Genomic DNA, 26,265 nt, shown 5'->3' with positions numbered 1-26,265 from the left:
TAAAGTTTTATTGCTCACAGGCCATCAACATCAACAGATACAAGCTGGGAAATAGCTGGTCCTGTCCTTGGGGTCATTCACATTTCCTTGTGACGGCTTGTACTGGCAGAGCAACCGGCTCTTAGCCGGGCGCAAAGTATAACGATAAAAAAATGAGTTTCATCACATTTTTTCGCGCAAACGTTTATTTCGGGTATTTTTTATCTCATCGCTCACTAGGCATGCAGCGCTTTACAAAAATGGCTCTTTATCATGACAGTTCAAGAACTTGTTACTTATTGAATGGAACACATATCACAAAGTTGCATTCTTTTATCGATTGGTCGAAAAACAAGCTGGCATAAAAGTGCGAAGCAGCCTAGCTTTAATTCAATTTGATTATTCTGAATAACCATTACTAACAACGTCAGTGTCAACGCCTCACGTGTTTCAAAGAAGCCGTGAGGCGTTTTTTCAGCGCTATCCCCATGACTCGGAGTTGCAAGTCACTCACACCGTCACTCGCTGTACATTTAATCAGAAAGCCTATACTTTTCATTAGCACTGATTAAGGAGGAAACGATGCACAAGCTAACGATAGATCTTGTCTCAGACATCGTCTGCCCTTGGTGCGTGATTGGCTATTTAAGATTGCGCCATGCCCTCGCTCGGCTGCCAGAGGTCGATGTCACACTCAGGTGGCATCCTTATGAACTGAACCCAAGGTTAGCCATGGGCGGAGAAAACCTGCGCGAGCACCTGAATAAAAAATATGGCACCAGCCTTGAGGCGAGCCAGCAAGCACGTAAAACGCTGACTGAGCTTGGAAACGACGTGGGATTTGCGTTTCACTTTTTTGATGAAATGCGCATCTACAACACACGCAAAGCCCACCAGTTACTGCTGTGGGCTCATCAGCAAGACAAGCAGTTGCCTCTCACCTTAGCCCTCTGGTCAGCCTATTTTCAGCAAGGCAAAGCGATAGATGAGCATGAGGTACTGCTGGAAATCGCGCAGACGGTGGGTTTAGACCGTACCGCCTGCCAGCAGATCCTCGCCGATGAATCATGGGCGAACGCAGTAGCCAATACTGAGCAACAGTGGCTACAAGCAGGCATTCATGCCGTGCCGACCTTGATCATTGAGCAGAAATATTTAATCTCAGGTGCACAAACCAGCGATATTTTGCTGGATGTGTTGCAGCGCCTGACCACAAAAACGGATCGCGAGCACTAAGCGGCTCGATGATGACATCTGGACTAACTCGCTATCCACCTTAGTGAATAGGCGTTTCCGTTTTCGCGTAGTACTGACCAAAATAGGCTTCAAGCACTTCTGGGGTCAATTTGCCTTCGGCTTCCAACTGTTTGAGTTTTTCTGCAATCGCTTTTTGCTCATCCAGACTGGGCAGTTGCGTTTCTGGCTCTTCTGCAACTTGCTGAGACATCAACTCCAGCTCTTTTTCGAAATCGTTCATCACTCATTACCTACTTGGTTTTTACTGGCCGGAAGTGTAACGAACTCCCGGCAAGGTTTCTAGAGTTTAAAGTTGCCCACCAATTTATCTAAGCGGCCAGAGAGTTCACGCAATGATTTGCTCGCATCAGCCAGCTCTTCTGCCGTTGAGGTGGTCACTGCATTAATCGCGTTAATCTCTTCGATATTTTGGTTAATGGTGTGCACAACGGTCGATTGCTCTTCGGTTGCTGTAGCGACTTGTGTGTTGCGATCTGAAATATCGTGGATTCGATCCGAAATACTCATCAGCACCTGTACTGCCTCATCAGAAGCGGCAACCCCTTGGTGAGTCACCGTTTTACCCGCATCCATTGCCGATACAGCATTCTTAGCATCATTTTGCAGCTGGTTAATCATCTTCTGAATTTCTTCCGTCGAGGATGCCGTACGACTCGCTAAGTTACGCACTTCATCGGCCACCACCGCAAAACCACGGCCTTGATCGCCAGCACGGGCGGCTTCAATCGCCGCGTTGAGTGCCAGCAAGTTGGTTTGCTCTGAAATACCGCGGATCGCATCCAAGATCGACCCAATCTCTTGAGTGGTCGACGCCAATTGCTCCACCACTTTGCCCGTGTTTTCAATATCGTGAGCTAAGCGGCTGATCGCCTCTTTGGCTTTATTGACGACATTGCGCCCTTGATCCGCATTACCAGACGCTTGATTCGCCGTTTCGGCCGCAGTCGCCGCATTAGAGGCGATTTCACTGATCGTCGCCCCCATTTGGTTGATGGCGGTAACCACTTGGATCGTTTGATCGCGCTGCTGCTGGCTATTGTCGTGGGTGACTAACGCTTTGCGTGATACCCCTTCGGCGGCCACTTGCAACTCGCGGCTGGTTTGGGCAACGTCTTTTATCGATTGATGGATCTTCTCAATAAAACCATTAAAGCCTTTGGAAAGCTGAGCGATTTCATCATTCCCTTTCACTTCAATACGCTGCGAGAGATCACCATCCCCTCTGCCCAAATCGGTAAAGCGTTTGGCTATCTGATTGATCGGCATAGCGATACTGTTAGCCAGGAAAATCCCCATAAAAATAAAGATGGCAGCTACCGCCAGCGTCGTGAGCATCATACGCTGTGCTACGGCATCCAATTCCGCAAACACCTCATGCACAGGCACGGTGCCGACCAAGAACCAGTCCATGCTCTCGATGTAAATGCTCGCTACCATGACTTCTTCACCTTGATAGTCCGTCGAAATCAAGTTGAAGCCGGATTTGTTCAGCAGCGCACTCGCCCCTGAACCATAAATTTGCTGCAAGCTCGATTTCACTTGCTCTTTCTGCCGATGGATTTGTACCTCACCCTGTGCATTGGTCAAAAACACAAAACCGGTGTCTTCGATTTTAAAACTGTTAAGCAGACGCACCATGTCATCCATCGACTTAGACATACCAGACATGGTATTGCCATTCACCAACTGGTAGTTGGCAAACATTTTGACTTCGCCATTCGCCTCTTGGAACATGCTGACCATGGTCGGCTTTCCTGAGCCGATAAAGCCAAAAAACCACCCGTCTTGCTGCTGATTCAGCTCGCGCAGAAAACCGTTTTGGTTCCAGTAATACGCCGTTTTTCGGTTGGCTACCGACGCATCATTCAAGCGGTATTGATCGCGTAAGTTGTTCAACTGCTTCACTAATAACGCTTCTGTTGCCGGATCTCTTTCTGTGGTAGCAATTGCTTGCTGCACAAACTCATTGCTGGCAATTTGCTGGGCAGAAGCAAGCAGTTGTAGCACTTCATGGTCAATATCGCTTTTAATCAACTTCAAAATATTGGGTAGCTCTAAATCGACTAAGCGATGCTCTAGCACCTCCCGCGCTTGGCGCTGTGCCATCACACCCACAATCAGGGTGGATGCCAGTACGGCGAGAGTGACCCCTAACACAACCTTTTGCTTAATACTCATCTGATGCAGTTTGAACATATTCTCCGCCTAATCATGGCTATCTACGAAACCTCTACATTATCGACTTAAGATCACGCCACTTAAGAAAATTCTCACAAAACCCAGATTCAAAGTTGCTATACATCACACTTTCGACTGAAAATACCCAAGTGTCGTTTATAAATCGCTGCTTATACCCAAACTACTTGGAGTTGCAGGTAGGCGGCAAGTGAGTTCATCCCCATGAGCATAGATACACTATGTGATTGGGGTGAACGAACGTAGCCAACACCGCTGCAGCTTCAAGTAGGAAGGGTATAGCATTCACTAAAATAGTCGCTTTTTATGTTCAACCACATACAAATGCGCATTTTTTCAACACCCATGCTAGCTGTGGGATTTTTTGTGGAACTTTCTGGATGTTACGCAACACTAATCGCTGAGAAATCTAGGAGTAGAAGTTTTCATGTCGTTTCAATCCTTTCAAACTTTGCAGCACTACCTAAACCAACAAGTCATAGGTCAAACGGATTTAATCAACCAACTGCTGATTGCTCTGCTGGCTGATGGACATATTCTGGTGGAAGGCCCGCCGGGGCTGGCGAAAACACGTGCCGTCAAATCACTGGCTGATTGTATTGAAGGTGATTTTCACCGCATTCAATTTACCCCTGACTTACTCCCAGCCGATCTAACTGGCAGCGATGTGTATCGTCCAGAAACGGGCGAATTTGTCTTTCAATCTGGCCCCATTTTTAACGCCTTGGTGCTGGCCGATGAGATAAACCGTGCCCCCGCCAAAGTGCAGGCGGCAATGCTCGAAGCGATGGCGGAGAAACAGATTTCTGCAGGCCGTAAAACCTATCGTTTACCTGAACTTTTTTTGGTGATGGCAACCCAAAACCCGATTGAGCAAGAGGGGACTTATCCGCTTCCCGAGGCTCAGCTCGACCGCTTTTTACTGCATTTAGAGGTGAACTACCCCAATGCGGAAGATGAGTTGGCGATTTTGCGCCTCAACCGAGGTGAGGCAAAAGGGCAACAAGCCATCAATAAACCTTTGCTAACCCAGCAGCAGGTGTTTAGTGCTCGCCAAGAGGTGCTCAATGTGCATATGGCTGAAGCGATTGAAAACTACCTCGTACGACTGGTGATGGCGACGCGCCATCCTGTCAACTACGATGCCAAACTGGCACAATGGCTGACGATGGGAGTCAGCCCACGCGCGACGATTGCGCTGGATCGCTGCGCCCGTGCTCGCGCTTGGTTACAAGGACGCGATTTTGTCACGCCGGATGATGTACAAGTAATGGCATTCTCTGTGCTGCGCCATCGACTGTTGCTCAGCTATCAGGCGCAAGCGGAAGGAATTCACCCAAATCAAATCATCTCGCACCTGTTGTCACTGGTTGGTAGTGCATAAATCATGACGATGCCGCACGCCCTCCCCTTACATGCTAATGGGGTGTCTTTGTGTTTGGAGGAGTTGCTCGCTTATGAGCAGCAGACCGTGCATTTTTTACCCCCGGCACGTCAAATTTGGTCACAGCGCGTCGGCCAGCATCAGAGTCGGCGTTTAGGACGTGGGATGGATTTCTCGGAAGTGCGCCAATATCAAGCGGGTGATGATATTCGTTCGATTGATTGGCGAGTTACTGCACGAACAGGTAAACCCCATACTAAGCTGTTCAGTGAAGAGCGCGAAAGAACGGTGGTGCTCTATATCGATCTCAGTCCCTCGATGCAGTTTGGCTCCTGTTTACTGCTGAAATCGGTGCAAGCGGCGCATTTGGCAAGCTTGCTAAGCTGGCTTGCCGTGAAACAACAAGACCGAGTTGGTGCAGTGATTGATTTGGGGCATCGGCTGATCGAAATCAAACCCGGTAGCCGTCAGCGTGGCGTGCTCGCCATCTTAGCAGCATGCATTGAAGCGCAGCAAACTCTACCCACACAACCCACGACGCGCACACTGGCGCTGCATGAGGTGCTCAGTACCCTTAACCGTTTGTGCCCGAAAGGCAGTGACGTGGTGCTGATCAGCGATTTTGTCGATTTGGATACCGAGCAACACGCACTATCGCTGCGTCAACTCTGTCGCCACAATCGCGTGCGGCTGGTACAGATTCATGATCCTTTAGAGCAAGGAGACACCTCATTTCGTGGTATTGAGCAAGTACAAAATAACCAAGAGACGCGCTGGCTCAACTTTTCGATAAATAGTACGCGGGCAGGTATCAAAAAAGCCTTTGAAACTCAAAAAGAAAAACTAAAATCACTCTGTCTATTATTGGAAATGGACTACCGCTCAGTTTCAAGCGGGATACCTTTGCTGCAACAATTATCGGACCATAAGAAATGAAGGAATCGTCAACCACATCACTGGATCTCAACGGCCTACATCTGCCTGAACTCCCTAGCTGGTTTCCATTGGCTTGGGGATGGTGGGCAAGTTTAGCCGGCATTCTTATCGTGATGCTTATTATCGGATTGGCAGTGCGTTGGCATCGCCGTCGGCTGGCCCCTAAAAAAACCGCATTACGCCTTTTGAGTTTGACAGTGACTCCGCAAACGCCCTCTTCTGCTATTGAATTGGTTCGTCAGGCGGCGCTGTGCTACTACCCTCGCGAGGAGATTGCGCATTTAACCGGTACAGATTGGTACGCCTTTTTAGATACCCAAGTGGGTCATCCACTCTTCGTACCCAACGAAACCTTGTGGCAGCAAGCCTTATACCAGAAACAAAAAGTGAATAATGCTGATGAGCTGGTTCACCACTGTTACCTTTGGGTAGAAAGCGCCTTGCCGCCGAAAAAGCGGAGAAAATCAGGCATTGGCAAGTTTTGAGTTTATTTGGTGGTGGATGCTGTTTTTTCTACCACTGCCTTGGGTTATCTATTTTTTTACTCCAGCCCTCAAACCTCGGGCGGCGATTAAGCTGCCCTACCTTCCCAGCACATCAGGTTCACGCCCCGCGACTTGGCTTCCTCGATTACTCGCGGTTGGTGTATGGTTTTTGCTGCTCACCGCTGCGGCAAGACCCGTGTGGTACGGAGATCCCATCAGCACCAGTACGTCACATCGCGACCTAATGCTGGTGGTCGACCTCTCCTACTCGATGAGTCAAGAGGATATGCAGTCCGGCCAGCAGATGGTGGATAGGTTAACTGCAGTCAAACAGGTATTGTCTGAATTTATCGCCAAGCGCGAAGGCGATCGTATCGGACTGATCCTGTTTGCCGATCACGCCTATCTGCAAACGCCTTTGACGTTGGATAGACAAACCGTCGCTAACCAGCTTAATCAAGCGGTACTTAAACTTATCGGCACTCAAACCGCGATTGGTGAAGGGATTGGACTTGCGACCAAAACCTTTATCGACAGTAATGCGCCGCAACGCGTGATGATTTTGCTCAGTGATGGCAGCAATACCGCGGGAGTGCTTGACCCGCTTGAAGCCGCCGACATCGCCAAACAGTACCACACCACGATTTATACCGTCGGCGTCGGTGCAGGTGAAATGGTGGTCAAAGATTTTCTGTTCAGTCGTAAGGTGAATACCGCGCAAGATCTGGATGAAAAGACACTGCAAACCATCGCGACCAACACAGGTGGACACTATTTCCGCGCCCGTAATCAACAAGATTTGCAAAACATCTATGACACCATTAACCAACTGGAGCCAATTAGCCAATCCAATCAAACTTGGCGTCCACAAACCGAGTGGTTTTTCTATCCACTGGGTTTGGCACTGCTGCTCTCGGTCATTTTGGTTATCGTGAGGAGATAACATGTCATCGTTGATTTTTCTCTACCCACACTGGTTAGGGTTGTTGGTGCCTCTGTTGTTGCTCGCCGCTTGGCGAGGGCTGCGCCAAAACCAACGGGGATTGATTGCCCCTCATCTCGCGCAAGCGTTGGGGATTGAAACTCGCACGCGGCGCTCTTTTTGGGGGGTATTGGCACTCAGTTGGATCGTCGCTACCATTGCGATGGCGGGCCCAAGCTGGCAATCCGCTGAACGTCCGAGTGTGCAAAATAGCGCCGCACGTGTGTTAATTATGGATATGTCACGCTCAATGTACGCAACCGACCTAACGCCAAACCGTTTAACCCAGGCGCGTTATAAGGCACTTGATCTCCTAAAAGGTTGGCAAGAAGGCAGCACGGGCTTAGTGGCTTACGCTGCCGATGCCTATGTGGTGAGCCCACTGACGAGTGACAGTGCAACGCTCGCCAATCTGCTGCCGAATCTCTCCCCAGACATCATGCCCTATCAAGGCTCAGATGCCGCTGCCGCAGTGAGTTTAGCGATCACCATGCTCCAGCAATCGGGTCATCAGCAAGGGGATCTTATTCTTATCACCGATGATATGAGTGTTACAGAACGAGAAAAATTGATCTCGTTGTTACAAGGTAGCCCATGGCGTTTGGTGACGCTTGCGATTGGTACTCCTAGCGGCGCACCTATTCCTTTAGGTGATGGTAGCCTGCTAAAAGATCGTCAAGGCCAGACCGTGATTGCCAAAACCGCATTTGACCAATTACAGCAGCTCTCACAACGCGTTCAAGGCGTGCTGACCGCGTATCGTGCGGATGGCGCAGATGTGGCGCACATCCTCAGCCTGACTCAGCAGCCGATTGATATTGCCGAATCGACTTCTCGTCAAGCCATCACGGAGCGCGTCAATAACGGTTACTGGTTAGTATTACCCCTCCTGATCGCCGCTTTATGCCTATTTCGCCGTGGGGTGATTTTCAGCTTACTGCTGCTTTTCGGTGTGAGTTTGCCCAACCAGCAGGCTTGGGCCTCTGCATGGTTAAATCAAGATCAGCAAGCGATGCGCATGTTCAACAATGAGCAATATGCGCAAGCCGCTGAAGCCTTTCGCGATCCACGCTGGCAAGGTGCGGCTCGTTACTATGCCAAAGATTACCAAGGGGCAATTGACGCCTATTCCCAAATCGCTAACCCTGATACTGCCACGCAGTACAATCTCGCCAATGCTTATGCGCAAGCAGGAGAGTTACAAAAAGCGCAAGATTTGTACGAACAAGTTCTCAAGCAAGAGCCGAATCATCAAGATGCACGACACAATTTAGACGTGGTCAAAGCTGCACAGCAACAGCAACAGCAACAGCAACAGCAACAGCAACAGCAGGATTCGTCATCTGGCTCCTCCGGTCAAGAAGCGCAAGAAGGCTCATCAGCAAATCCCTCAAATACAGCTCAGGAGCAAGAAGCGAGCTCTCACACAAAAGGCGCATCGGCGCCTGACCCACAGCAGGATCTACAAGAGAGTACTGAGCCCAAAGCGAATGCAAAACCACAGGAGCAACCAAGCACTGTGGATGATGTGCAAGCTGGGGAACCCAGCGCGCACCAGGAGCAATCAAAAGATCCGCAAAATGGGCAGCCAAGTGGAACCGAGCAAAACGATGAGCAGAGTGACAAAGCCAATGCAGCTCAGTCCTCCGCGTCGGTCACCACCTCTTCTGATCCCAATCTTGACCCTATGTTACGTAAGTTGGAGCAAGTCGAGAGTGCTCGCGATCCGAGCGCACTACTGCGCGCGCAATTTATTCTGCAAGCCCAACGTAAACCTCAACCCACGGAACCCGATCAGCCATGGTAAAGATACACGCACCGTTTCAATCCGTACTTTTTTGGCTAACGCTGTTGGTAGGTTTGCTGGCACTTCCCGCGCATTCCGCTGATTTAGTGGCCAGTGTCAGCAAAAATAAAGTGGTCAAAAATGAAGTATTTCAGCTGCGAATTGTCAGCCATGACAAAGTCTCTGCTGATGCCCTCGATTTTTCCCAACTAGAGCCTGACTTTTTCGTTGGCCAGCCGAGTTTTGCCTCCTCGACCAATATCATCAATGGCAACTACTCACAACGCAGTGAATGGACCGTTGCTCTTGCGGCGCAAAAAGTAGGCATAGTGACTATCCCAAGTTTCCAGTTAGGGAGTCACCAAACCTCCCCCATCGCGATCCAAGTGACTGAAGATCAAGACCAACCCGCCCAGGAAGAGTTGGCGGAGGTACGCAGCCGTTTAGAACGAACAGAGCTTTATCCTGGTGAAAGCACACTATTCCACGCGCAGTTGATCATTAAGGAAGACATTCGTCGCCTGCGCGACCCCAAGATTACCCCACCGAAAGTCGAGGGCATGAGTTTAAAATCGGCGAGCGAGCCGAAACAGTATCCGAGTGTGCTCAATGGGGTAGAAGTGACGATTGTCGAACAATCCTTTCGCATCACCGCTGAGCAGGCCGGCCAGTTTACCTTAAGTGAGCCTGTGCTTAAGGCCGGCGTATTGCATGGTAACCAATACAGTGGCAATACTCGCTTAATCCCAATACTGACTAAGGCCAAAAACTACTCAATCCAAGTATTAGAAAAACCCAAACACTATCAGGGCACTTGGCTGCCCACCGCCAAGCTGAGCCTGACTCAAGAGTGGCAGGATGGGCAACAAAAGCTCGACTCAACCACTGCCTACTCGACTCAAGTTGGCCATGCCATTACTCGCGAGATTCGTCTGCAAGTCAGTGGGTTGACTCAACAACAATTGCCAAACATACACATCCCATACCCAGAGAGCATCAGCGTCTATGCTGAGAAGCCGCAATTTAGTACGCTGGATAATGGCGATACCGTAATGACCTTCAAGCAAGTGCTGATCCCGCGTCAGGCAGGAGATATTCACTTACCCGAGTTCAGCCTCAACTGGTGGAACACTCAAACACAAGCGGAGCAGACCAGCCAAGTGGCAGGCATGACTTTGCAAGTCAAACCCAGCGAAGAAACGCCTGTATTACCCACGCCGAGCCAGCCGAGTACTCCTGAGATCCAGCAGGTCGTCAACGCTGGCTATTGGCCATATATCACTCTGCTGTTTGCGCTGCTGTGGCTCAGTACGGCCTTCTTGGCTTGGATGTTGTGGCGTCACAAGCACACCGACTCTCAGGTGAACCATAAAACGAAAGCGGCCTCTAACGCACCGTCTTGCGCCTATCAAGCCGTGCTACAAGCTATCGAGCAACAAGACTTACTGGCTCTGAGCCCAGCGTTACGTACTTGGCAAAAGGAAGTGATGCTGAATCAAGAAGAGGAGCAAACCCTGACGGCTCTTGTCCATACATTACAGCAAGCTTGTTTCTCGGAGCGGACAGAGCAACCGGATTTCAATCCCTTGAAAAATTGGTTTGTGGCTAAACAGAAACAGCAAGGAAAAATGCAGCGTAGCCGTTCATCCACGTTACCGCCGTTATAACCTTGGCTTTGACAGGAGGCTGACAATTTCATGTCCTCGAGGGATAGCTTGTTAAGCGTGGTAAGAGTAATTTAGAGCGCGATGAAAAATGGTGGAGAATGTGACCAAACATGGCACTTCTCTATTGTCGGTTAAGGTCAATCACTGGGAGGACATCCATGACCAATATCAATACCAAAGCCGCCACTGTGCTCGGACTAAGCCTGATTATCGGGCTTTCCGCACTGGGCTTCTTGGTACAACAAATGGCGGTTAAGTTTAAAGAGTACGAGCGCGTTGTGGCGGTGAAAGGGCTGTCTGAACGTGAAGTGGTGGCCGATACCGTCATCTGGCCCATTCAGTTTACCGTTGCGGATAATCAACTCTCTTCTCTGTTTACCACTGTGGATCAGCAAACTCAGCTTATTACCCAATTCTTAGTGGAAAAAGGCGTGGATCGCGCAGCGATTTCCCTTTCAGCACCTGCAGTGATCGATAAAAAAGCTCAACAATATGGTGAAGACCGCGCTGAGTTTCGCTATTTAGCGACTCAAACCTTGACCGTGTACAGCAAACAAGTCGATCAAGTACGCAAAATCATTAGCGAAATTGGTCAGTTGGGTAAGCAAGGCGTGGTTTTTAACCAAGATCCTTACAACAATCGCGTTGAATTTAGCTTCACCGGGCTAAATGACATCAAACCAGACATGATTGAAGAGGCGACGAAGCAGGCAAGAGAAGTCGCGCAGAAGTTTGCAAAAGATTCGCAAAGCACCCTAGGCAAGATCAAAACGGCTTCACAAGGACAGTTTTCCATTACTGATCGTGATAACAATACGCCATACATCAAAAATGTACGCGTGGTCACCACCGTTGAGTATTACCTGTCCGATTGATACACCCTAACCACTTATCGCAGCAACAGTGTGGGCAAGATGAGAATCACGTCTTGTCTATGCTGATAGGGATGAGGCTGATGGGGATGAACTCACTGACCAGCAACACTAGGGTGTTTGGGATAAGAGCGCATTCATCGAAAGCAAAAAATGAATGGAAAGCCATTCATTAGAAATTCATTTTTTAGAAAGCAATTTTTGTTAGAAAAAAATGTTAGAAAACAATCTATTAAAAGTAAAAAGGGGCGTGGTTTTCACCACGCCCCTTTTAGAATCAATCTGAGCTAATTACAGCGCAGTAACTTGAGCAGCTTGTGGGCCTTTTTTGCCTTGCTCAACGGTGAAGCTTACACGCTGGCCTTCAGCCAGAGTTTTGAAGCCTTCAGAAACGATTGACTTGAAGTGTACGAACACGTCTTGACCGCCGTTGTCTTGAGAGATGAAACCAAAACCTTTAGTTTCGTTGAACCATTTTACTGAACCAGTCATTTTCTGAGACATAGTAACCTCTGATATATATTTGCTATGAGTTTATTTGGCTGATAACGAAAGCTATTGAATGGTATATCAAGACAAAGTTGACGCAGGTTTAACGAGAAATCGATAACGATCTGAGATTGAACTTTCACTGAATTTAACATTAACAACTCTTACCTAAGAGCCGAGGTAAACTATACACGTATTTTTTCGAAACGCTACATTTATTTGTGTTATTTGCCAAAGAGTGAGAAATCTGCCGGATAACTCTACATTTCCACCCCGATACAGTCGATATTTTCAACAATAACGCCAACAACCTGATTACGTCCTTGGCTTTTCGCTCTGTACAAAGCTTTATCTGCTTCTGCGTAGAGCTGATCAAATTGAATCTCTCGTGGTTTGTAGCGAGACGCGGCATAACCGACCGACACTGTGAGCAGCCCACCACTGGGATTTTCACAGTGTTCAATGCATTCCGCTTCGATACTTTTACGAATATTTTCGGCCAGTAACCGAATCGCCTCGGCGCTGCGATTCGCCACCAAGAGCAGAAACTCTTCCCCCCCAATACGACAGAACAGTTCATGCTCAGATTGCGCATGTCGACTGAGGATATTACCAATCCGCATCAGAGCAATATCGCCTTCAAGATGCCCATAGCAGTTGTTGAATAGCCCGAAATGGTCAATATCAAGCAAGATAACACCATAATTGACTACCTCTTTGATGGTCTGTTCACAAGTTTGCTCAAGTTGATGTTCAAGCATACGGCGATTACCTAAACGAGTCAGCGGATCTAATTTCGCCATTAAGTCGAGTTTTTCGTTGGCTTTTTGTAAATCACGAGTGCGATTGCGTACCTCAAGCTCTAACGTTTCATTGAGTACCGAGATCGCTTCCTGTGCTTTGGCTCGCATCAAGACTTCGGTGAGGTTTGAGGCAAACATGCGAATCACTTCGCGCAGTTGTGAAGTCAAGGGAGAACGCCTGATCAAATTATCCGCCGCAATAAAGGCAATCGGGGTGCCTTTGTCGGTGAGCATGGTCATCGCCGTCCAACCATAACCGACAATTTTACAGTCGTGATAGATGGGAACACTCTCTTTAAACACCACTTCGTTTGGGTAAACTTTGGCGAGATCAACAATATCGTTTTCATGGGTTGAACCATGGAAATAGGATTCATCGACGATGTTGCCTTGAATATCCGTCCCCCACGTCCCCTGAATGTAAGAACAAGCTTCATCCGTCAAAAACACCGCCATGCGATCAATCCCCATTCGGTTAATCGCAAAAGTGACCGCCGATTTACACACTTCACTGACTGTCATACAGCGAGACAGTTCGACCATGCTGGCATGCAGCATACGTACGTTTTGTTCCTGCTTTTTACGAATATAAATTTGCGCGAGCAGTGAGCCAAACGATTCGAGCATCTGCTTTTGGTACTCAGTGATCGGTTGTCGATTGATATAGTTGTCGATGGCAATCCAACCTATGGTGTCATTACCATCACGCAAAATCAGCATGGCATTCCAGCCTTGTCCCACCACCTGTCCCACAGTGTATAGCGGGACATCCTCCACCACCATCAAGGTACACTCTTCATTGGATAAAGCTTCGAGATATTGAGGTTCTAATTGGTGCAGATCATACTGGGTGTGCTGTTCATCAATCGTATTACCGTGCTCATCGGTACCATAAGTACCACTGAAGCAACGCTTTTTCATATCAAGCAACAAGAGCGCGGAGCGATCAAACCCGAGACGATGTCGCATAGCCTCGACCGATGCGCGGTGTAGCTCATCAAGATTGGCGGGGTTGGATAACTCGAGCGCGACTTGATGCACCAGCTTCATGTTGTCAATAAACTGCTCTCGCTGACGAATTTCACTAAGGTACTGCGCCTCACGTAAATCACGATTTTTAAACTCTTTCGATGCTTCAATTTCCGCTCGTAAGCATTGCCATTTCGCTGCAATTAACTGTAAAAAATCCAACTCACCGGATTGAGTGCTCAGGTGTACTTTATCGACGCATGCCGCTTGAATGATCAGATAAGTCCGATGCTGAGGATGATTATCCAGCATAAAAATAAACGACTCGCCGCCCATCACTGGCAAATAGTTCCAGCGACAGGTATTGATGGCAAAAGGGATCAAGCCATCGGAAGTATCAAACTGCGCAGCCCATGCCCAAAAGGCTTCAGGGTACGCTTCTAGCGGCGTAAATGTGTTGGAAGAGAGTAAGGTGTGACCTGCCACGTCTTGAGATGGTGCTCGTACGATCCCTGCTGATTGCGATAATAAAAATGTCGTTAAGTACTCAAACGTGGTCTCGGCCAACATTCGATAATTACGACTTGAGGTAACTCTTTTGAGTAGGGTTCGAGGAAACATGCGCAGCCTGACTTAATCTTTGTTTTATGCGAAATCATGGCCGAAATTCTGATAAGCAATCAATTGGTTATCCTTCTGGCTGTTAACTACGCCGCACTTTTTTTAGATAACTGATCGCATCCTCGGCACAGCCAGCATTTTTGCGAGGTTGTTTCCATTTATTACATCAATAGCATGCCTTTTTGAAGGTTTTCTCATTAATGAGTCAGTTTTGTGTGGTTACTGTTTCTTGTAATAGCTTTTTTCATATCCTTTCCCGAACGATTTGGACATTGAGGTAGACGCTCTCTCTTAAGCGCTGTGCTAAGTGTGAAGTCAGCATGGCTAACCACAACCATAGCTTCAAGTAGCAAGAAGATATCTGCTAGAATTAGGCACAGTTTGTTTCCATCTTGGGCCTCCTATGCGTCTTTTCTCTGCCGTGCTGCTGTTATTGCTGATTTTCCCTAACTTGAGTTATGCACAAGTCGATTTAGTCAAAGTGGATAAATCAAAACGGCGTATGTATCTGCTCCAAGGCAATGAAGTCATTCGTGAGTATCGTATTGCTCTAGGAAAATCCCCTAAAGGGCATAAGCAGCAAGAAGGCGATCAACGCACACCAGAGGGGCACTATCTTTTAGACTTTATTATTGAAGATTCGAGTTTTTACCGTTCGATACACATTAGCTACCCCAATACTCGCGATCAGCAGCTCGCTCAATTGCGCGGCGTAAATCCCGGTGGTGATATTAAGATTCATGGCTTAAAAAATGGTGATGAGAGAGACCCAATCTTTGTGCAAAGCTTTGATTGGACGAATGGCTGCATTGCGATCACCAATCAAGAAATGGATGAATTTTTAAGCCTAGTTCAGCCCGGCGTACCCATCCATATAGAGTGGTAAGTTGGTTGGTCAAGGCTGAAAAGCAGACAAGCAGATCGCCACCGCTGAATGCAGCAATGAGCTCGTTGACTACTTTAGGGGTTTGACTAAGGATTCTAACCCCTCAATTTTGAGCGCTAGACAGAGCTCCAGTAACACGCCTAGCTCCCCTTCTGGAAAACCTTGTTTTTGAAACCAAAGTAAATAAGGTTCTGGCAAATCAATCAAAACTCGACCTGAGTATTTACCAAATGGCATTTTCATTTTCGCCAATTTTATAAGATGGGCTTTTTCAAACATTGTAATATTGAATATCGTCGATAACTCAGCGGGCAGACTAAAGCGAAGCGTGAGAAAAGTAAATATGATCCTGCATCTGGATGCAGAGAAAATAGCGGAATAAATGTGATTCACCACCCACTGTTTTATTTTTTGTTAGCGCATTCTCAATTTATTCATATATCAGATGACGAATGGCTATTTTCATTCATAATCAAAGTGGGTTTGAAATGAATCATTTCAAATAGGTGAAAATATGAGAACGCACAACAACTCTAGTATCTGGTTTACCCTCGATTATAAAATCGCTTTCTTCTTTCCTGCGTAATCCCTTCTCGCGTGGATGACTAGGCATGCTTTTTCAGTCAATCGACTGCAATCCGGTTTTGTTATTCCGCTTTCTTACTCACTTGACGCATGGCTTTATATACCCAAACTACTTGGAATTGCAAGTAGGAAGTGGATATCGCTTACTGCCAGATATCGACAATTTTAAGTCTATCTAATGACTTATATTGGTGTTTATCTGTGTTTAGTTAAGCTATTGAAGAAAATATAAATATGCGTTTTAAGCCTTGTAAGCATTAAATATGCATTCGCTTCGACGTGGATATTATTTATGTCATAGCTGCATAGTGAATAAATTTCAGCACAAGGAATTTAATTCATTCCTTGCAATACTTTATATTTTAATTTTTAGGAATACCCAGCATGGAAAACTTTAAACACTTACCAGAACCTTTCCGTATTCGTGTTATTGAACCCGTAAAACGTACCACACGAGAATATCGTGAAAAGGCGATTTTAAATGCCGGAATGAACCCCTTTTTACTCGATAGTGAAGACGTATTTATTGACCTGCTCACAGACAGCGGTACTGGCGCTATCACGCAGGAGATGCAAGCAGCGATGTTCCGTGGTGATGAAGCCTACAGCGGCAGCCGCAGCTACCACGCACTCGCTAGAGCGGTTAAAGATATTTTTGGTTATGAATACACGATTCCGACTCACCAAGGACGTGGTGCAGAGCAGATTTATATTCCTATTTTGATTAAAAAGCGTGAAAAAGAAAAAGGACTCGATCGCAATAAAATGGTCGCCTTATCTAACTACTTTTTCGATACCACTCAAGGTCATACCCAAATTAACTGCTGTGTTGCTAAAAACGTGTACACCGAGGAAGCGTTTGATACCGGTGTCAAAGCCGATTTTAAAGGCAATTTCGACTTAGAAAAACTCGAACAAGCCATCCTTGAAGCGGGTCCTGCTAACGTCCCATATATTGTCAGTACCATCACCTGTAACTCTGCAGGTGGTCAACCGGTTTCGATTGCCAACTTAAAAGCTGTGTATGAGATTGCTCAGCGTTACGACATTCCCGTAATCATGGATTCTGCTCGTTTTGCTGAAAATGCGTATTTTATTCAGCAACGTGAGCGCGATTACCGCAACTGGAGTATCGAAGAAATCACGCGTGAAGCTTACAAATACGCCGATGGACTCGCGATGTCGGCTAAAAAGGATGCCATGGTGCAAATGGGCGGCTTACTCTGCTTCAAAGACGAAAGCTTCTTTGACGTGTACACCGAATGCCGAACCCTGTGTGTGGTGCAAGAAGGCTTCCCAACTTACGGTGGCTTAGAAGGCGGCGCGATGGAGCGTTTAGCGGTTGGCTTGTATGACGGTATGCGCCAAGATTGGCTCGCTTATCGCATTAACCAAGTTGAGTATCTGGTCAATGGTTTAGAAGCGATTGGGGTTATTTGTCAACAAGCCGGCGGCCATGCTGCGTTTGTCGATGCGGGTAAACTGCTGCCTCACATCCCAGCAGATCAATTCCCTGCTCACGCTTTAGCTTGTGAGCTCTATAAAGTGGCTGGGATCCGCGCGGTAGAAATTGGCTCATTACTATTAGGACGCGATCCTGCAACCGGAAAACAGCATCCTTGCCCAGCCGAGTTGCTCCGTTTAACCATTCCACGCGCGACTTATACGCAAACGCACATGGATTTCATCATCGAAGCATTTGAGAAGGTGAAAGCCAATGCTCGTAACGTCAAAGGATTGGAGTTTACTTACGAGCCACCTGTGCTACGCCACTTTACGGCTCGCTTAAAAGAAAAAGCCTAATACGGTATTGAAAAAGTGCAGCCTGCATAGGCTGCCTTTTTTTGACCTGAAAAACATAACAACAAAATCAACAATAATGTGAAACTCAAGGATTTTATCATGTCGAAACAACCCTCACTGTTTGGGGGAGCCTGCATTATTGCCAGCGTCTGCGTAGGTGCTGGTATGCTTGGTCTCCCCAGCGCAGGTGCCGGAGCATGGACTCTCTGGTCTATGTTGGCGCTCGCTTTAACCATGGCGGTCATGACGCTTTCAGGCTGGATGCTACTTGAAGCCTTTAAACACTATGATCTTCGAGTCTCGTTTAATACCGTGACCAAAGATATGCTAGGCAGCCATATCAATCGCTTTAACAACCTGACCGTTTACTTTGTCGGCGGCATTTTGTTGTACGCCTACATCACCTCTTCTGGTTTGATTTTGCAGGATTTACTGCATATCAATAGCAAAATAGCCTCGATACTGTTCGTGGCGGTATTTTCCGCTTTCGTTTGGCATTCGACTCGCGCAGTGGATCGCATCTCAGTTATTTTGATCGTATTTATGGTTCTGAGTTTTATTTTTGGTGTTTCAGGATTAGCGATCAATGTGAAAACATCCATCCTATTTGACACCCTAAATCAAAGTGGTGAGTACGCACCTTATGCGATGGCAATGCTGCCCGTTGCGCTGACGTCTTTTGGTTACCATCACTCCGTCTCATCCATGCGTGCCTATTACGGCGAAGAACGTAAAGCCAAGTACGCTATTTTGGGGGGAACAGTGATTGCTTTGAGCCTTTATGCGCTTTGGCTGTTTAGCATCTTTGGCAATTTACCTCGCACCGATTTTGCGCCCGTCATACAACAAGGTGGGAATGTGGATGTACTTTTAAAAGCCTTAAGTTCTGTGGTGGAATCAGAGACAGTCTCACAAGCGATCAACGCCTTTTCGATGGCGGCTATCCTCTCTTCTTTTATTGGTGTGGGTTTAGGTGTGTTTGATTTTCTGGCCGATTTATTCCAGTTCAGTAACTGCAAACAAGGGCGTACCAAAACTTGGCTGGTGACCTTTTTGCCGCCTCTCATTCTCTCTTTATTGTTCCCATTCGGCTTTATCATTGCGATCGGTTACGCAGGCGCAGCCGCAACCATTTGGGCTTGTATTATCCCTGTACTGCTTGCGCGTAAATCGCGCACTTTAGCCAATGGTGCGCAGGGGTTTGTCGTACCGGGAGGCAATCTAGCTCTTGGACTTGTTCTGATCTTTGGTGTGCTTACCGCGGTTTTTCATATGATGGCGATGGCCAATTTGTTACCTGCGTTTAAGGGATAACCTCAAAAGCGGCCATCAATACAAAGAAGCCGCAGCGAAACAATTTCTTACGTATCGCTGCGGCTTCCCTATTTTATAGCGCAGACAAGCATATCGATGAGATCTAATCTCAGCATTACATAAACCCTTACAATTACTCGCTATGACATAGGCCAGCAATATGACTAATCTTTAATCAACCAAGGAGCTGGCTATGAAAAAATTTAAGAATCTCTTATTTGCAACTCAAGGCTTACCCGGACACAGTGACGCATTGGAGCAAGCGATTCAACTTGCTTACAATAACCGCGGTCAACTTGCTGGTTTGATTGCATTTCCAGCATTTCCTGCCGATCTACAACGCTATCAAGAACCCTACGAGCAATCCTATCTGAACACTTTGATGGAAACCGTAGAGGCGTGCCGTTCACAGCACCACATCCATAAAGATGAGGTTCCTTTTCCTTTAATGGTTGAGCACAGCGAGCAACCCGCGGTCGCAATCATTAAGTCAGCACTCAACCATCATATCGACCTGTTGATCAAAGAAGCGGAACCTATGACTCATAGTCAGCAAGGTTTTAAAGCTTTGGATATGACACTGCTGAGAAAATGCCCTTGCCCACTTTGGTTGCATCGCCCGTTAGCCAAGCCAAAAGCCAATCGGCGTGTTGCGGTGGCTATCGACCCTATCACCACGACCGAGCAGCAAAAGGCCCTAGCATTGCGTTTACTCGAATTATCACGCTCAATTGCCAACACGTGTGACAGTCGCCTGCATATTGTTTCCTGCTGGGAATACTATTTAGAAAACTACCTGCATGATCAGGTATGGATTCAAGTTGAGCAGGAGCAAATAGCAGAAGAAATCGCACAAGCAAAAATCAGACATGAGCAAGCCTTACGTCAACTGATTGATGAATCAGGCATTACAGGCGAGTTGGTGATACACCATCTGCACGGTAAACCCGATGAACTGATCCCCGAATGGGTCACGCAAGAGAATATCGATATTCTAGTGATGGGGACTCTCGCTAGAACCGGTATTGCAGGCTTTGTGATTGGCAATACGGCAGAAAACATCGTTCAGTCGATTGAGTGCTCTTTAGTCGCTCTTAAACCAGAAGGATTCGTTTCGCCGATCAAAAACGAGTAAGTAATGCCACATTGGGTCAACCGACCTTCATCTGTTGGCGAGACCGTTGTGATCCTTAGTCTAAGGAGGATGTGATGAAAAAGTTCTGCCCACACTGCCACTGTGAAATGTTGGAGCGTGCCAACCTCTATATCTGCCCAAGAAATGCGATCGGTGATTGTGTTTACGACGCCATGCTCACGAATGAGCTGCCTCTCGTCAGCCTGCCTTTTGACTCAGAACGCAGCCATTTTGATGAGCGACCTACACCCTTTGACTCACAATCAAAGTAGATCATGCGTCACGCTTCCACCAACGAACTCGACGCTATCAACAATTAGCCTATACTTTTCAAAGTAGTAGATACCTGTACCCGCTCAGGACGTCGCAACAAGGACGCACTGAGCGGCGTTAATATGACATCGAAGAGGCTGCCATCTTGAAGACAGGACTCGATAAGCATACATCCCTCACCCCAAATACAGTGTCGGCGAGATTACTTCCTTTCGCCGTTTTACCCATCCTTCTATTTGGGTGGGTGTTTTATTGGCATCAAACCGGCGGTAACGCTTGGCAAGTCACTTGGGTTCCTGGGCTGGATCTGAATCTCAGTTTCCGACTTGACGGGCTCTCTTTTCTTTTTGCCTCGCTGATCACAGGCATCGGTGCCTTGATTCAAATCTATGCCCTCGCTTATATGAAAGAGAAAGCAGCGCGCTTCTCATTTCATCTCTACCTCACTCTCTTCATGCTCGCCATGCTTGGCGTGGTGGTAAGCGACAATATTTTACTGCTGTTCATCTTCTGGGAACTGACCACCATCACTTCCTATCTGCTGATTGGTTTTAATCATGACAAACCGGTTTCACGCAAAAATGCCCTACAGTCACTTTTAGTCACGGGGGCCGGAGGACTCGCGCTGTTAGCCGGACTGATTTTACTTGGCTTGATGGCCAATAGTTATCAAATCAGCGTCATCATTGAACACGCGGATCACATCGCGCAACATCCGTGGTTTATGTCTTCGCTGATTTTAGTTTTACTCGGTGCATTCACTAAATCTGCGCAATTTCCATTCCATTTCTGGTTACCCAATGCCATGGCCGCACCGACACCGGTGAGCGCTTACTTGCATTCCGCGACTATGGTTAAGGCGGGAATCTATCTTTTGGCCCGCTTATCACCGATTTATGCCAGTAGTGATTTTTGGTTCTACTGCTTAACCATTGTGGGCGCGGTAACGGCACTTTGGTGCGCGCTACTGGCGTTCAAGCAAACCGATCTAAAACTGATGTTGGCCTACAGCACCAATGTTGCATTAGGCAAATTGACCCTGCTGCTGGGATTAGGTACCGAGGTCGCGCTGACCGCTGCTGTGTTGTTTATTTTCGCCCACTCATTTTACAAAGCCGCACTCTTTATGGTGGTCGGCAATATTGATAAAGCGACGGGCACTCGAGAGCGAGAAAAGCTCAGCAACTTAAAATCCGTCTTGCTGCTGAGCCTTATTGCTGCGGTTATTGCCGCTTTATCCAAATCTGGTGTTGCGCCTATGCTCGGATTTTTGAGCAAGGAGTACATGTACAAATCCAGTGTGGAATCTGGCATTGCGTGGATTTCGCTGGTCTTATTACTGATTAATGCGCTGATGGTGGCGTTAGCCATCGCACTACTTTACAAACCCTTTTTTGGCCAAGCGACCAAGGAGAGTGAAAGCCACCCACCCAAAGCGATCGAACAGAAAAAATCCCTTTGGCTACCTGCGATGGGATTGGCTATCGCCAGTTTCCTACTGCCTGTTTTTGCCCTGGATTGGATTAACCAGCATTTAGTCATACCAGCAGTCATGGCGATGGATCCAAACAGCGTTCCACAAGCCGCAAAATTATGGCAAGGCTTCAATATCCCGCTGGCTTTGAGTGGTATCACGCTTGTGTTAGGGGGCGTGCTGTATCTGAACTCCGCAACCCTAGTCACATGGCTCACACGCCTAGTGAAGCCGCTGCCCAAAGCTGAGCAAATGTTTGATGCCGTGCTGGCTTATTTAGCGACATTGGCAAGCTGGCAAACGCAAATGCTGCAACAAAAACGCTCAAGCGGTTATATGCTGCTATTTTTTGCCGTTTTAGCCTTAATGCTGCTCTATCAGCCGCTACCTTTACCAGCCACTTTCAGCGCCTCGCTGTTTGATGTGCATTTTTATGAAGCCGCAATTGCGCTCGCGCTCATCGCTTCTGCGCTGTTGTGTGTGCTGAGCACGTCACGTTTGCTGTCGGTATTAGCGCTCGGTATGGCTGGATTCATGACGACGCTGGTCTTTATGATTTACAGCGCTCCTGATGTTGCCAAAACCCTCTTGCTGGTCGAAACGCTGATGGTGGTGTTTGTGGTGCTTTTGATGCGCCATATGCCCTATTTGTCGACGGTCGCTCGCCATTCTGTACCGCGTCGCACATTGAATGCGGTGATAGCCATTGTGATTGGTGCATCCGTAACCTTAATCCTGCTCAATATCACGGCGCATCCTATCGATACCACTTTGTCTGACTATTTTGCGCAGCAGAGCGTTCCCGGCGGTCATGGCCGCAATATCGTCAATGTCATTTTGGTCGATTTTCGTGCCTTTGATACCTTGGGAGAAGTCATTGTGGTCGTCATGGCGAGCCTTGTCGCGATTAGCCTCTTGCCTAAACGAACCGAGCAACCACAGAAGATTCATTCTCTAATCTTTGCCACTACCGCACATATTGTGACTGCCTTGATGCTGATGTTCTCCCTCTATCTACTGCTGCGAGGACACAATGCTCCCGGCGGGGGCTTTATCGGCGCATTGATCGCGGTGATCGGCTTTTCGCTGCTCCTTTTCGCCGAATCGCCCCAATACGTGAGAGATCGTCTCCACTTCTCACCACTCAATATTGCTCTGTTTGGCATTCTGCTCAGTTTTATGGCAGGAGCCATGAGTGTCGCGGTCGGTTTACCTTTCCTAACTGGATTATGGTGGAAAGAAATTTTACCGCTTGGCACCCCACTGCTCTTTGATGTCGGCATCTATCTGGCGATCATCGGCGGTGTCATGAGTATGTTGCTGCGCGTTAAGGAGGAACTCGACTAATGGAAGAATTATGGAGCATTGTTGTCGGTGTTTTTGTCGCCGCCGGTATCTACTTAATGCTAGAGCGACACTTACTGCGCTTATTGTTTGGGCTGATCCTCCTCAGTAGTGCGGTGAATTTGGCCATTTTTACCGCAGGACGCTTAACCCCCGCCTCTCCACCATTAATTGAGGTAGGAGCCTTGTTACCAGCAGAAGGTGCGGCTAACCCGCTGCCACAAGCGCTGATTTTAACCGCCATTGTGATCGGTTTTGGCTTACTGGTTTTTGCTTTGATGCTGTTTTACCGAGCTTATTTTGAGACTCGTAGCGCGGACGTCGATGAGATGCGTCGCTCAGAGGAGGAAGAATGACCGCGATTGGGTTGACCTTACCCGTTGTGATCTCACTGCTCACCGCAGTTGCGATCTTTTTAGCGGGGCGTAATCGTTGGCTGACCAACGGTTTGAGTGTGTTCTGCAGTGTCATCAATCTCTTTACTGGCGCTCTACTCACGATCACTATTTACACTCATGGCCCAGCATCTATTGCCTTTGGGCAATGGCCTGCCCCCTTTGGCATCGTTTTTGTCGCTGATTTATTGAGCGTCGCTATGGTCATGGTGACGGCCATTATTGGTTTGGTTAGCGTTATCTATGCGATTGCCGATTTAAGCGCCAAACCCTCATACGCGCGCTACCACGCGCTGTTGCATGTTCTACTGGCTGGTGTGTATGGCGCTTTCTTAACGGGGGATATTTTCAACCTTTATGTCTGGTTTGAAGTCATGCTGATCGCTTCTTTCGGCTTGATGGTGTTGGATGCAAACCAGCAGCAAATCGATGGCGCCATCAAATATGTGCTGCTCAATCTTATCTCTACCTTGGTATTTTTACTTTCGATAGGACTGCTTTACGGTGCCACAGGAACCTTAAACCTCGCAGATTTACATGACAAAGCTCAATCCCTCGCTCCTGAGATGAAAACCATGCTCGCTGGATTGCTATTGTTCGCGTTTTCTATCAAAGCAGCGCTGTTTCCTCTGTTTGCTTGGCTACCGGCGTCTTACCACACCTTGCCGAGCGCCATTGTTGCCCTGTTTGCCGCTTTACTCACCAAAGTCGGTGTCTACGCTTTGCTGCGAGTCTTCACTCTGGTGTTTCCGCTCGATGCCAGTGGTTGGCAACCGATCCTACTGGGGATTGCGGCGCTGACCATGCTCACTGGCGTACTCGGTGCAGCAAGCCAATATGACATTAAAAAGATTCTTTCTTTTCATATCATTAGCCAAATTGGCTACATGATTATGGGACTGGCCATTTATACCCCTTTGGCCATCACAGGAGCGATTTTTTATGTTATTCACCATATCTTAGTAAAGGGGAACCTATTTCTGATTGGTGGCCTGATTGGCAGAAAGTACGGCACTACACAATTGACGCAGCTTGGTGGAGTCTATCGCGCGATGCCTTGGCTTACCTTTGGCTTCTTGCTCGCCGCATTCTCTTTGGCGGGCTTCCCTCCTCTGTCGGGTTTCTGGGGTAAGTTTCTAGTCATCAAAGCGAGTTTGGCTGCTGAGCTGTATTGGCTTGCCGCAATTGCGCTATTGGTTGGCCTGCTAACGATTTTCTCGATGACCAAAATTTGGAATGAAGTGTTTTGGAAAGATGCTCCTACCGCTCTACCGCAGGAGACGTTAGCCCGCTCAACACTCGGTCTTTATGCACTGCCGATCCTCGTGCTCACTCTGTTTAGCCTAGTGATTGGTTTGGCTGCGCAGCCGTTTTACCAATTTGCAACCTTAGCGGCAGAACAATTATTAACGCCAACCGCTTATATCCATGCTGTTTTGGGAGGCTCAAAATGATTTATCTCTTCCTCAACCTCTTTCTTGCCACAGCGTGGATGCTGCTCAATGGTGACTACTCCAGCTTGCAATTCTTATTGGGATTCGTGGTGGGTTTTTGGGCATTGCGCCTCAGCCAGCCATTTGGCTTAAAAACCACTTACTTTCGCCGTTTTAGAGCCATCACCACTTTAATTCTCTATTTCATCTACGAGATGATCGTCTCTGTCGCACGAGTCGCATGGGATGTCGTGACGCCAAAGCATCTGAGCGATCCTGATATTGTCTACGTGCCATTAGATGCCCGCAGCGATCTTGAGATTACCCTTTTGGCCAACATGGTTTCGCTCACTCCCGGCACTTTAAGTCTCGATGTTAGCGAAGATAGACAATATTTAATCGTTCACGCGATGTTTGCACCAGAGCACCAAACGGTGATCAACGACATCAAAAATGGTCTTGAAAAACGGATACTGGAGGTCACTCGTGGATAATTCATTACCGCTGGCGATTCACTTCGCCTATCTAGGGCTTTTGCTTAGCTTGGCAATGGCGTTTATCCGCTTAGTGTTAGGCCCATCGCTCGCCGATCGCGTGGTCGCTCTCGATTTAATTTCCTTTATCACCATAGGCTTTATTGTCGTTTATAGCTTAGACAGTGGTCAGCAAACGCTATTGGATATTGCCTTAACCCTAGGCTTAGTGGCTTTCCTTGGCACCATAGCATTTGCACGATTTATCGCTAAACGAAAAGGAGAACTTTAATGTCGATGTTAGCGGCCCTCTTACTGGTTCTCGGCACCTTATTCACGCTATTTGCGAGCCTAGGCATTTTGCGCATGCCCGATCTCTATACTCGCATGCACGCCGCCACCAAAGCCGGTACCGCAGGCTTGTCTTTATTGCTCCTTGCTGTCGCGCTCTGTATGCCTGAGATTGGCGTAATATCACGACTGGTTGGCATCATGCTGTTTATTTTTCTGACCGCTCCCGTTGCGGCTCATTTACTGGGTAAAGTCACACAACAAGCCGGCTATACTTTCTGGCGTAATCAAGACTCGACCAAACAGAAAAAGGCGCAGAAGTAGTTTGCTGCCAAGCCATCTCTTACCGTCAGTGATGATGTTGTTAACCTGTTTTAGATTAAAAGACTACTGTAAAGCGCTGTCGCAGAAGGGTAAAGTTGAGTAAAGATCA

At 47.7% G+C, this 26,265-nt stretch carries 25 protein-coding genes; 20 read left to right on the top strand and 5 right to left on the bottom strand.

Annotation, left to right across the window (positions count from 1 at the left end; all coding sequences use genetic code 11):
• The first annotated feature begins 561 nt into the window (after positions 1–561).
• The gene (locus tag R4537_RS00875) at positions 562–1,215 is read left to right on the top strand and encodes a DsbA family oxidoreductase (protein WP_044126834.1); all 654 of its coding nucleotides are present in this window, start codon (positions 562–564) and stop codon (positions 1,213–1,215) included.
• A 40-nt stretch (positions 1,216–1,255) separates the two neighbouring features.
• Here the strand turns inward: R4537_RS00875 and R4537_RS00870 are convergent, their stop codons facing one another.
• A complete protein-coding gene (locus R4537_RS00870; protein ID WP_000997601.1) occupies positions 1,256–1,456 on the bottom strand; it encodes a chromosome segregation ATPase in 201 nt (66 codons plus the stop codon).
• 59 nt (positions 1,457–1,515) lie between these two features.
• Entirely contained in the window at positions 1,516–3,432 is a 1,917-nt protein-coding gene (locus tag R4537_RS00865; protein ID WP_071179008.1) for a methyl-accepting chemotaxis protein, read from the bottom strand.
• 427 nt (positions 3,433–3,859) lie between these two features.
• Here R4537_RS00865 and R4537_RS00860 point away from each other — a divergent pair, with 427 nt between their 5' ends.
• The 7 genes from R4537_RS00860 to R4537_RS00830 all read left to right on the top strand — a co-directional run bounded on the left by R4537_RS00860 (position 3,860) and on the right by R4537_RS00830 (position 11,547).
• The gene (locus tag R4537_RS00860; RefSeq protein WP_071179007.1) at positions 3,860–4,816 is read left to right on the top strand and encodes an AAA family ATPase; all 957 of its coding nucleotides are present in this window, start codon (positions 3,860–3,862) and stop codon (positions 4,814–4,816) included.
• A gap of 3 nt (positions 4,817–4,819) precedes the next feature.
• Positions 4,820–5,752, top strand: coding sequence for a DUF58 domain-containing protein (locus R4537_RS00855; protein ID WP_071179006.1), 933 nt, complete (start codon positions 4,820–4,822; stop codon positions 5,750–5,752).
• A complete protein-coding gene (locus R4537_RS00850; RefSeq protein WP_000665197.1) occupies positions 5,749–6,237 on the top strand; it encodes a DUF4381 domain-containing protein in 489 nt (162 codons plus the stop codon). The genes R4537_RS00855 and R4537_RS00850 overlap by 4 nt, the downstream gene beginning before the upstream one ends.
• Before the next feature lie 16 nt (positions 6,238–6,253).
• Positions 6,254–7,180 (top strand): vWA domain-containing protein, encoded by a 927-nt coding sequence (locus R4537_RS00845; protein ID WP_406948277.1) that lies wholly within the window; start codon positions 6,254–6,256, stop codon positions 7,178–7,180.
• 1 nt (position 7,181) lies between these two features.
• Positions 7,182–9,026: a vWA domain-containing protein gene (locus R4537_RS00840; RefSeq protein WP_071179004.1), complete on the top strand. Its 1,845-nt coding sequence runs from the start codon at positions 7,182–7,184 to the stop codon at positions 9,024–9,026.
• Positions 9,020–10,672, top strand: coding sequence for a BatD family protein (locus tag R4537_RS00835; RefSeq protein WP_071179003.1), 1,653 nt, complete (start codon positions 9,020–9,022; stop codon positions 10,670–10,672). Before R4537_RS00840 ends, R4537_RS00835 begins: the two co-directional genes overlap by 7 nt.
• A gap of 158 nt (positions 10,673–10,830) precedes the next feature.
• Positions 10,831–11,547: an SIMPL domain-containing protein gene (locus tag R4537_RS00830; RefSeq protein ID WP_071179002.1), complete on the top strand. Its 717-nt coding sequence runs from the start codon at positions 10,831–10,833 to the stop codon at positions 11,545–11,547.
• Between the two features lie 288 nt (positions 11,548–11,835).
• Here the strand turns inward: R4537_RS00830 and cspE are convergent, their stop codons facing one another.
• Positions 11,836–12,048 (bottom strand): transcription antiterminator/RNA stability regulator CspE, encoded by a 213-nt coding sequence (gene cspE, locus R4537_RS00825; protein ID WP_000078819.1) that lies wholly within the window; start codon positions 12,046–12,048, stop codon positions 11,836–11,838.
• 245 nt (positions 12,049–12,293) lie between these two features.
• Complete coding sequence (locus R4537_RS00820) at positions 12,294–14,291, bottom strand: sensor domain-containing diguanylate cyclase (protein WP_071179043.1); 1,998 nt, start codon at positions 14,289–14,291, stop codon at positions 12,294–12,296.
• A gap of 538 nt (positions 14,292–14,829) precedes the next feature.
• On the opposite strand from R4537_RS00820, the gene R4537_RS00815 reads away from it, so the two are divergent.
• On the top strand, positions 14,830–15,312 hold the full coding sequence (locus tag R4537_RS00815) for a L,D-transpeptidase family protein (protein WP_071179001.1): 483 nt from the start codon (positions 14,830–14,832) through the stop codon (positions 15,310–15,312).
• 69 nt (positions 15,313–15,381) lie between these two features.
• On the opposite strand, the gene R4537_RS00810 is transcribed toward R4537_RS00815, so the two are convergent.
• On the bottom strand, positions 15,382–15,591 hold the full coding sequence (locus R4537_RS00810) for a DUF3820 family protein (RefSeq protein WP_071179000.1): 210 nt from the start codon (positions 15,589–15,591) through the stop codon (positions 15,382–15,384).
• Positions 15,592–15,826: 235 nt separating this feature from the next.
• Here R4537_RS00810 and tnaC point away from each other — a divergent pair, with 235 nt between their 5' ends.
• From tnaC to mnhG, 11 genes are all read left to right on the top strand, one after another.
• Positions 15,827–15,898 (top strand): tryptophanase leader peptide, encoded by a 72-nt coding sequence (gene tnaC, locus R4537_RS18665; RefSeq protein WP_071908331.1) that lies wholly within the window; start codon positions 15,827–15,829, stop codon positions 15,896–15,898.
• A 383-nt stretch (positions 15,899–16,281) separates the two neighbouring features.
• Entirely contained in the window at positions 16,282–17,700 is a 1,419-nt protein-coding gene (gene tnaA / locus R4537_RS00805) for a tryptophanase (protein ID WP_071178999.1), read from the top strand.
• Between the two features lie 99 nt (positions 17,701–17,799).
• Positions 17,800–19,014: an aromatic amino acid transporter gene (locus R4537_RS00800; protein ID WP_071178998.1), complete on the top strand. Its 1,215-nt coding sequence runs from the start codon at positions 17,800–17,802 to the stop codon at positions 19,012–19,014.
• Positions 19,015–19,207: 193 nt separating this feature from the next.
• Positions 19,208–20,149 carry a universal stress protein gene (locus R4537_RS00795; protein WP_033932241.1) on the top strand — a complete coding sequence of 314 codons (942 nt, stop codon included), beginning with the start codon at positions 19,208–19,210 and terminating at the stop codon, positions 20,147–20,149.
• A gap of 74 nt (positions 20,150–20,223) precedes the next feature.
• On the top strand, positions 20,224–20,421 hold the full coding sequence (locus tag R4537_RS00790; RefSeq protein ID WP_000712921.1) for a hypothetical protein: 198 nt from the start codon (positions 20,224–20,226) through the stop codon (positions 20,419–20,421).
• A gap of 245 nt (positions 20,422–20,666) precedes the next feature.
• A complete protein-coding gene (mbhE, locus tag R4537_RS00785) occupies positions 20,667–23,243 on the top strand; it encodes a hydrogen gas-evolving membrane-bound hydrogenase subunit E (protein WP_071178997.1) in 2,577 nt (858 codons plus the stop codon).
• Entirely contained in the window at positions 23,243–23,596 is a 354-nt protein-coding gene (locus R4537_RS00780; RefSeq protein ID WP_029628603.1) for a Na+/H+ antiporter subunit C, read from the top strand. Before mbhE ends, R4537_RS00780 begins: the two co-directional genes overlap by 1 nt.
• On the top strand, positions 23,593–25,089 hold the full coding sequence (locus tag R4537_RS00775; protein ID WP_071178996.1) for a proton-conducting transporter transmembrane domain-containing protein: 1,497 nt from the start codon (positions 23,593–23,595) through the stop codon (positions 25,087–25,089). The genes R4537_RS00780 and R4537_RS00775 overlap by 4 nt, the downstream gene beginning before the upstream one ends.
• Positions 25,086–25,562 carry a Na+/H+ antiporter subunit E gene (locus tag R4537_RS00770; RefSeq protein ID WP_019829505.1) on the top strand — a complete coding sequence of 159 codons (477 nt, stop codon included), beginning with the start codon at positions 25,086–25,088 and terminating at the stop codon, positions 25,560–25,562. The genes R4537_RS00775 and R4537_RS00770 overlap by 4 nt, the downstream gene beginning before the upstream one ends.
• On the top strand, positions 25,555–25,833 hold the full coding sequence (locus R4537_RS00765) for a cation:proton antiporter (RefSeq protein ID WP_000370509.1): 279 nt from the start codon (positions 25,555–25,557) through the stop codon (positions 25,831–25,833). Before R4537_RS00770 ends, R4537_RS00765 begins: the two co-directional genes overlap by 8 nt.
• Positions 25,833–26,156: a monovalent cation/H(+) antiporter subunit G gene (gene mnhG / locus R4537_RS00760; protein ID WP_001887167.1), complete on the top strand. Its 324-nt coding sequence runs from the start codon at positions 25,833–25,835 to the stop codon at positions 26,154–26,156. The genes R4537_RS00765 and mnhG overlap by 1 nt, the downstream gene beginning before the upstream one ends.
• Positions 26,157–26,265: the final 109 nt, after the last annotated feature.

Source organism: Vibrio paracholerae, assembly GCF_037672085.1.
Lineage (GTDB): Bacteria > Pseudomonadota > Gammaproteobacteria > Enterobacterales > Vibrionaceae > Vibrio > Vibrio cholerae.
This window is presented reverse-complemented; position numbering and strand designations above follow the sequence as displayed.

Coding starts and splice junctions, on each gene's coding strand:
- R4537_RS00780 (WP_029628603.1), top strand. CDS start 23,243: ATGGAAGAATTATGGAGCATTGTTGTCGGTGTTTTTGTCGCCGCCGGT.
- R4537_RS00845 (WP_406948277.1), top strand. CDS start 6,254: ATGCTGTTTTTTCTACCACTGCCTTGGGTTATCTATTTTTTTACTCCA.
- R4537_RS00850 (WP_000665197.1), top strand. CDS start 5,749: ATGAAGGAATCGTCAACCACATCACTGGATCTCAACGGCCTACATCTG.
- R4537_RS00870 (WP_000997601.1), bottom strand. CDS start 1,456: ATGAACGATTTCGAAAAAGAGCTGGAGTTGATGTCTCAGCAAGTTGCA.
- R4537_RS00775 (WP_071178996.1), top strand. CDS start 23,593: ATGACCGCGATTGGGTTGACCTTACCCGTTGTGATCTCACTGCTCACC.
- R4537_RS00855 (WP_071179006.1), top strand. CDS start 4,820: ATGACGATGCCGCACGCCCTCCCCTTACATGCTAATGGGGTGTCTTTG.
- tnaA (WP_071178999.1), top strand. CDS start 16,282: ATGGAAAACTTTAAACACTTACCAGAACCTTTCCGTATTCGTGTTATT.
- R4537_RS00875 (WP_044126834.1), top strand. CDS start 562: ATGCACAAGCTAACGATAGATCTTGTCTCAGACATCGTCTGCCCTTGG.
- R4537_RS00835 (WP_071179003.1), top strand. CDS start 9,020: ATGGTAAAGATACACGCACCGTTTCAATCCGTACTTTTTTGGCTAACG.
- R4537_RS00790 (WP_000712921.1), top strand. CDS start 20,224: ATGAAAAAGTTCTGCCCACACTGCCACTGTGAAATGTTGGAGCGTGCC.
- R4537_RS00810 (WP_071179000.1), bottom strand. CDS start 15,591: ATGTTTGAAAAAGCCCATCTTATAAAATTGGCGAAAATGAAAATGCCA.
- R4537_RS00860 (WP_071179007.1), top strand. CDS start 3,860: ATGTCGTTTCAATCCTTTCAAACTTTGCAGCACTACCTAAACCAACAA.
- R4537_RS00800 (WP_071178998.1), top strand. CDS start 17,800: ATGTCGAAACAACCCTCACTGTTTGGGGGAGCCTGCATTATTGCCAGC.
- R4537_RS00795 (WP_033932241.1), top strand. CDS start 19,208: ATGAAAAAATTTAAGAATCTCTTATTTGCAACTCAAGGCTTACCCGGA.
- R4537_RS00840 (WP_071179004.1), top strand. CDS start 7,182: ATGTCATCGTTGATTTTTCTCTACCCACACTGGTTAGGGTTGTTGGTG.
- cspE (WP_000078819.1), bottom strand. CDS start 12,048: ATGTCTCAGAAAATGACTGGTTCAGTAAAATGGTTCAACGAAACTAAA.
- R4537_RS00865 (WP_071179008.1), bottom strand. CDS start 3,432: ATGTTCAAACTGCATCAGATGAGTATTAAGCAAAAGGTTGTGTTAGGG.
- mnhG (WP_001887167.1), top strand. CDS start 25,833: ATGTCGATGTTAGCGGCCCTCTTACTGGTTCTCGGCACCTTATTCACG.
- R4537_RS00770 (WP_019829505.1), top strand. CDS start 25,086: ATGATTTATCTCTTCCTCAACCTCTTTCTTGCCACAGCGTGGATGCTG.
- R4537_RS00815 (WP_071179001.1), top strand. CDS start 14,830: ATGCGTCTTTTCTCTGCCGTGCTGCTGTTATTGCTGATTTTCCCTAAC.
- R4537_RS00830 (WP_071179002.1), top strand. CDS start 10,831: ATGACCAATATCAATACCAAAGCCGCCACTGTGCTCGGACTAAGCCTG.